The organism is Mesorhizobium sp. M0293, assembly GCF_040321735.1.
Taxonomy (GTDB): Bacteria; Pseudomonadota; Alphaproteobacteria; order Rhizobiales; family Rhizobiaceae; genus Mesorhizobium.
Genome location: NZ_JAMYSA010000072.1, coordinates 26446 through 32938, shown reverse-complemented (window position 1 = coordinate 32938; position 6493 = coordinate 26446). Strand labels below are relative to the sequence as shown.

5 protein-coding genes are annotated in these 6493 nt (G+C 61.9%); 3 read left to right on the top strand and 2 right to left on the bottom strand.

Annotated elements, in window-relative coordinates:
- Nucleotides 1-421, bottom strand: a 421-nt coding sequence (locus tag NKJ06_RS23880) for a pyridoxal-phosphate dependent enzyme (protein WP_352810822.1), incomplete at its 3' end; no start/stop codon positions are given.
- Nucleotides 422-774: 353 nt separating this feature from the next.
- On the opposite strand from NKJ06_RS23880, the gene NKJ06_RS23875 reads away from it, so the two are divergent.
- Both NKJ06_RS23875 and NKJ06_RS23870 read left to right on the top strand, forming a co-directional pair.
- A complete protein-coding gene (locus NKJ06_RS23875; RefSeq protein ID WP_352633737.1) occupies nt 775-1611 on the top strand; it encodes an SDR family oxidoreductase in 837 nt (278 codons plus the stop codon).
- Between the two features lie 426 nt (nt 1612-2037).
- Nucleotides 2038-3012 (top strand): alpha/beta hydrolase, encoded by a 975-nt coding sequence (locus NKJ06_RS23870; RefSeq protein WP_352633735.1) that lies wholly within the window; start codon nt 2038-2040, stop codon nt 3010-3012.
- 104 nt (nt 3013-3116) lie between these two features.
- Here NKJ06_RS23870 and NKJ06_RS23865 read toward each other — a convergent pair whose 3' ends face one another.
- On the bottom strand, nt 3117-4541 hold the full coding sequence (locus NKJ06_RS23865) for a DEAD/DEAH box helicase (protein ID WP_352810819.1): 1425 nt from the start codon (nt 4539-4541) through the stop codon (nt 3117-3119).
- A gap of 409 nt (nt 4542-4950) precedes the next feature.
- On the opposite strand from NKJ06_RS23865, the gene NKJ06_RS23860 reads away from it, so the two are divergent.
- Nucleotides 4951-6483 (top strand): acyl-CoA carboxylase subunit beta, encoded by a 1533-nt coding sequence (locus NKJ06_RS23860; RefSeq protein ID WP_013531455.1) that lies wholly within the window; start codon nt 4951-4953, stop codon nt 6481-6483.
- The last annotated feature ends 10 nt before the right edge of the window (nt 6484-6493 follow it).

Below are 6493 nucleotides of genomic sequence, written 5' to 3'. Positions count from 1 at the left end.
GGTCCGTCCGCGCCATCTGCGCGGCCAGCCGCCCCGAATGTTTCACGTAATAGTTGGGGTTCTTGTACGGCACCGCGGGCACCTCGATCAGCTCGGCGCCGAGCAGTTTGATGGTGTCCTTCTTTTCCTGGCTCTGCGTGTCGGGAATGACGATGACCGTGCGGTAGCCGAACGCCTTGGCAACCAGCGTCAATCCGATGCCGGTGTTGCCGGCCGTTCCCTCGACGATGACGCCGCCGGGCTTCAGCAGCCCGCGCTGCTCGGCGTCGCGGATGATGAACAGGCCCGCGCGATCCTTGACCGACTGGCCCGGATTCATGAATTCGGCCTTGCCCAGGATCTCGCAGCCGGTTTGTTCAGAGGCTTTGTTGAGGCGGATCAGAGGCGTGTTGCCGATCGCGTCGATCACAGAACGGGGCATTCAGGATTCCTTGTGTAGGTGCGCCGAAACCCTAGAAACCCGAAGCTTCGGTTTCAAGGCAAGAATTTGTCTGGTCCAGTCGCATTTGCGGTACTGTTGTTGCGTCAACGCTTCCCGGGACCGACCCCTTGCGCCACTGTTCATTTTCCGGCTGACGTTGAAAAGCAGCTTTTCATTCGATTTCTTCATCGCTAGAGCAATTCCAGGAAAAGTGTGAAACGGTTTTCCCGGGAAAAGCGCATAGCGCTTTCCCTCGGGAATCGCGTCAAAACAAAGAGATAGAGTGGTTCATCGTTTCCGTGAAACGATGAACCGCTCTAGAGCAAAGCACCAACAAGTCGACAGGGCGCAGCATGACACTCTATCGGGCCAACCCGAAGCACGGCGTCGCCTGGATCACGGGCGGAAGCAGCGGTATCGGCCGTTCGCTGGCCAGGGATCTTGCGTCCCAGGGCTATGCGGTGGCGGTGACAGCCCTCGACGACGATCCGATCGACACGCTTGTCGTCGAGACCGCGCAGATGCCGGGCAGTGTCAGGGCCTTTCCCTGCGACGTCACCGACGAGCCGCGCATGGCGCGAACCGTCGCCGCGATCGAGAAGGAACTCGGTCCCATCGTGCTCACCATCTTCAATGCCGGAAACTACATTTCGACGCCGGGCGAGAATCTTGTCGTCAACGACTTTCGCCGGTCCTTCGAGGTCAACTATTTCGGCATCATCAATGGCCTGGTGCCCGTCGTCGAACGCATGCGCGTGCGGGCGCGCGGCCATGTCGTGCTGGTCGGCTCCGTCACGTCCTATTTCGGCTGGCCGACAACGGCCGCCTATGGCGGCACCAAGGCGGCAATCAACATCCTGGCCGAGTCGCTGAAGTATGATTTCGACAAGATGAACGTGCGCATTCAGGTGTTCAATCCCGGCTTCATCGACACCCCGCTGACCGAGAAGAACATGCTGCCGATGCCGGGACTGATGCCGGTCAGCCGCGCGTCGCGACGCATGGCGCGGGGCATCAAGTCCGGCGGCTTCGAAGTCACCTTCCCGCGCCGGACAAGCTGGCCCCTGAAACTGCTCAGCGTGTTGCCGAGGCCGCTTTGCAGAGGGTTTATCAGCCTGATGACCAATTGGAAGGCGCGGCCGCTGCACTACGACCGCAAGCCGCCGAAGGATCAGGGCCTGGACTCCTAACACACCCTGCGACGACCGCCCCGGCTCGGCCTGCCCCCAGGGCAACGAACTCGGGTTAACGGGTTCCTTCGGAGCGCTCGCCTGCGCATGACGGAGCATCAAACGAAAAACCCGCCTGTGCGGCGGGCCACTGGCGCAAATCAGCACCATGAACAAATATGTACCATAGCTGAGGGCACGAAGTCAAGAAAAAATTCCTATCGTGAAAGCTGCTGGCACATCGAGCGCGTGATTTGGGCCCTGGATGCGGTCATCATTCGTTCGTGGGCTATCTTCTTTTCGTGCACTGAGAAGCGCCGCTTGGCCAAGGTCTGATTGCCCCGACCATCCGCAATTTAGAAATCAGTTTGCTGTCGCAGCAAACGCACATTGCGTGTCGCTTGCCGTCACCATAGTTTGCCGACCATTCTGGTCCGGGAGTTTGGAATGGGGCGGCGTATCGTGTCGATTCTGCTGGGATTCGTGGCTCTGTTTGCGCTGGCCTTCGTGCTCGGTCCGCGCGTTTCCGTCGACACCACGATCCGTTTCGATCCCTCGCTCATTGGCGACGATCCGCAGGCCTATGTGGCAAAGGTGGAAGCCGCGGTCCCCGGAATCCGCGACGGGCTGGAGAAAGAGATCGTCTGGGCCAATCCGATGGTGCATGCCAGAACGCCGCTGTCGATCGTCTACATCCACGGCTTTTCCGCATCGAAAGGCGAGGTCCGCCCGCTGCCCGACGAAGTGGCCGACCAGCTCGATGCCAATCTCTTCTACACGCGCCTCACCGGTCACGGGCAGGACGGCGCGGCGATGACACAAGGCAGCATCAACGCCTGGGTCAACGACTATGAGGAGGCGCTCGCCATCGGTCGGGCGATCGGCGACAAGGTGATCGTCATCTCGACCTCGACCGGCGGCTCGCTGGCGACATGGGCGGCAACGCAGCCGGGCGCATCGGACGGCGTCGCCGCGATCGCGTTCATCTCGCCGAATTTCGGCGTCAAGGCTTCGGGCGCCGAAATCCTGACCATGCCGTGGGGCAAACAGATCGCCAGGCTGGTCGCCGGCAAGGAACACAGCTTCGTGCCGCGCAACGCGCTGCATGAAAAATTCTGGACCGCCCGCTACCCGATCGAAGCGACCTTGCCGATGCAGGCGCTGACCGAACTTGCCTATGGCGCGCCGGTTGAGAAGGCGACCATCCCTGCTTTGTTCATCTTTTCGGATTCGGACAAAGTGGTGCGGCCCGACCGCACCCGCGAGATTGCCGGGCGCTGGGGCGCACCGCATGAACTGGTTCCGGTCGACGACACCGGCGACGCGGACAACCACGTCATCGCCGGCGACGCGCTGTCGCCATCGACGACGGCCTTTCTGGCGCAAAGGATCGCCGTCTGGGTCGAGGCAGTGATCAAGTAAGCAGACGAAAAAAGGGCGACCGAAGCATCGCTTCAGCCGCCCTTTCCTGGTCGGTCTCGGCAATCAGCCAGGCCTGAGCCTGACTGACTACAACGCAGTCTGGCTTACGCAGCCCGCGCGGCCGGACGCTTGCCGCCGAAGCGGCGCTTGTTGTTGCCTTTAAAGGCCGGCTTGGCGCCTTCCGGCTTGCGCTCACCAGCGAAGGCCGGCTTGTCGCCGAAGCGCTTCTTGCCAAAACCGTTGCCTTTGTTCTCGCCACCGGGACGCCTGCCGTCGCGACGACCATTGCGGTCGTTGCGGTCATTGGCCGGCTCGAATCGCTCGTTCTTTTCAGCCGGATTGCGCAGCGGATCGGGGCTGCCGAGATGGTCGGCAACGATCGGCAGCTTGGTACGGATGATGCGCTCGACCTGGCGCAGCTTGCTGTTCTCGGAAGGATCGCAAAGCGTAATAGCGATGCCGTCCATGCCGTTGCGGCCAGTGCGGCCGATGCGGTGGACATAGCTCTCCGCTTCGTCGGGCAGGTCGAAATTCACGCCGTGGCTGATGCCGGGCACGTCGATGCCGCGCGCAGCAATGTCGGTCGCCACCAGAATGCGCACCGATCCGTCGCGGAAATCGTTCAGCGCCTTCTGACGTGCGTTCTGCGACTTGTTGCCGTGGATGACGGCGGCCTTGAAGCCGTCGCGCTCGAGGTCCTTGGTCACCCTGTCGGCACCATGCTTGGTGCGCGAAAAGATGATGACGGATTTCATCGCCTCGTCGGCGAGCATCGTCGACAGCACCTGGCGTTTCTGCTTGGTGCGGGCAAAGACGACGCCTTGCACGATCTCGGCTGCTGCCGTGCTCTGCGGCGCGACTTCGACACGGATCGGGTTCTTCAGCAGGCCTTTCGCCAGTTCGGCGATCTCATTGGGCATGGTCGCCGAGAACAGCACCGTCTGACGGTCGGGCGCGGTCGCCTTGGCGATGCGCTTGACGTCGTTGATGAAGCCCATGTCGAGCATGCGGTCGCCTTCGTCCAGCACCAGCCATTTAGTGTCGGCAAGCATAAGGTCGCCTTCACGCACCAGGTCGGTCAACCGGCCGGGCGTTGCGATCAGGATGTCGACGCCGGGCGCAACCTTCTTCACCTGGCTGAAGCGCGAGACTCCGCCGAGCACGAGCGCGGTCGAAACATGCGCGCCCTTGGCGAGGATCTTGATGGTATCTTCGATCTGCACGGCGAGTTCGCGCGTCGGCGCGAGAATCAGCGCACGCGCCGTCTTGGCGCGCCGCTTGGTGCCGAGCGCGATGATCTTCGACAGGATCGGCAGCGCGAAGGCCGCGGTCTTGCCGGAGCCGGTCTGGGCGATGCCGAAAATGTCACGGCCTTCCATCTGCGGCGGGATCGCCTGCGCCTGGATAGGCTTCGGTTCGGTGAAACCGGCGTTGTGGGTGGCCTTGAGCAGCGCGCCCGTAATACCCAGTGCGGCGAAACCGGTAAGTTCCGCGGTGTTGCTACCGGGCAAAGTGTTTTCGTTGGTCAAAATAATCTTCTTTCACGCGGTTTCTGGCCGCAAACATCGATGGCGGCAGGGCGCAACCTGCCGTCGAACAAATTGTCATGGAACGACAAGGCGGCGGACGTTTCCGTCCGCGCGGCTGCGCTGTCGTGCCCGCAGGCATCATGCCACGGGGCTTTTTCGCCGCTTTGTGATGTACCGGAAAGAGAGGCCGATATACCGGAAAGAGGGAAAACAGACGCAACCAGTCTCATTCGTCGAGAAGGCCGGATAATCCCGGCCCAAGCGCCTATGCCGCCGCATATGGCCCAGTTCGCCGCCAAATGCAAGGGGCGTCATGCTGCAGCGCAGCAAAACCTGTGGCGCAAGCGGTGCTTGCGCTCGCTTGCCGGCACGATTACCACGAAAATGCCGCTGGCTTGGGAGGTAATCGATGAAAGACGTGCTGAAGGAACTCGAGCGCCGGCGCGAGATCGCCCGCATGGGTGGCGGCCAGGCCCGCATCGATGCCCAGCACAAGAAGGGCAAGCTCACCGCGCGCGAACGCATCGAGGTGTTTCTCGATGAGGGCTCGTTCGAGGAATTCGACATGTATGTCGAGCATCGCTCGACCGATTTCGGCATGGAGAAGACCAAGATCGCCGGCGACGGCGTGGTCACCGGCTGGGGCACCGTCAACGGCCGCCCGGTTTACCTCTTCGCCAAGGATTTTACCGTGTTCGGCGGCTCACTGTCGGAGGCCCATGCCGAGAAGGTCATCAAGGTGCAGGAGATGGCGCTGCGCAACCGCGCACCGATCATCGGCCTCTATGATGCCGGCGGCGCACGCATCCAGGAAGGCGTGGCGGCACTCGGCGGCTACGCCGAGATCTTTCAACGCAATGTGCTGGCTTCCGGCGTCATTCCGCAAATCTCCGTGATCATGGGCCCATGCGCCGGTGGCGACGTCTATTCGCCTGCGATGACCGACTTCATCTTCATGGTGCGCGACACCTCCTACATGTTCGTCACCGGACCGGATGTGGTGAAGACCGTCACCAACGAGACCGTGACCGCCGAGAGCCTCGGCGGCGCTTCCGTTCACACCACGAAATCCTCGATCGCCGACGGCGCCTATGACAATGACGTCGAGGCGCTGCTGCAGATGCGCCGGCTGGTCGACCTACTGCCGGCCTCCAACACATCGGAGCTACCGGAGATTGAATGCTACCAGTCGGTCACCGACCATGATTTGTCGCTCGACCGGCTTATCCCCGACAACGCCAACAAGCCCTACGACATCAAGGAGCTGATCCTGAAGGTCGCCGACGAAGGCGACTTCTTCGAGATCCAGCAGAATTTTGCGAAAAACATCGTCACCGGATTCGGACGCGTCGAGGGCCGCACAGTCGGCTTCGTCGCCAACCAGCCGATGGTATTGGCCGGCGTGCTCGATTCGGATGCCAGCCGCAAGGCGGCGCGCTTTGTGCGCTTCTGCGATTGTTTCTCGATCCCGATCGTCACCTTCGTCGATGTGCCAGGCTTCCTGCCCGGCACGGCGCAGGAGTATGGCGGGCTGATCAAGCATGGCGCCAAGCTTCTCTTCGCCTATGCCGAGGCCACCGTGCCGAAGATCACCGTCATCACCAGAAAAGCCTATGGCGGCGCCTATGACGTGATGGCCTCAAAACATCTGCGCGGCGACATGAACTATGCCTGGCCGACGGCGCAGATCGCGGTGATGGGCGCCCGGGGTGCGGTCGAGATCATCTACCGCAAGGACATTGGTGACGCGGAAAAGATCGCAGCCCATACAAAGGCTTACGAGGATCGCTTCCTGTCGCCCTTCGTCGCCGCCGAGCGCGGCTATGTCGACGAGGTGATCATGCCGCACTCGACCCGCCGCCGCATCGCTCGCGCGCTGCGCATGCTGCGCAACAAGGATATGCAGAACCCCTGGAAGAAGCACGACAACATACCGTTGTGAGGAGTCTGCA

Excerpts from the sequence above, each read along its gene's own strand:
- NKJ06_RS23875 (WP_352633737.1), top strand. The coding sequence starts at position 775 with ATGACACTCTATCGGGCCAACCCGAAGCACGGCGTCGCCTGGATCACG.
- NKJ06_RS23870 (WP_352633735.1), top strand. The coding sequence starts at position 2,038 with ATGGGGCGGCGTATCGTGTCGATTCTGCTGGGATTCGTGGCTCTGTTT.
- NKJ06_RS23860 (WP_013531455.1), top strand. The coding sequence starts at position 4,951 with ATGAAAGACGTGCTGAAGGAACTCGAGCGCCGGCGCGAGATCGCCCGC.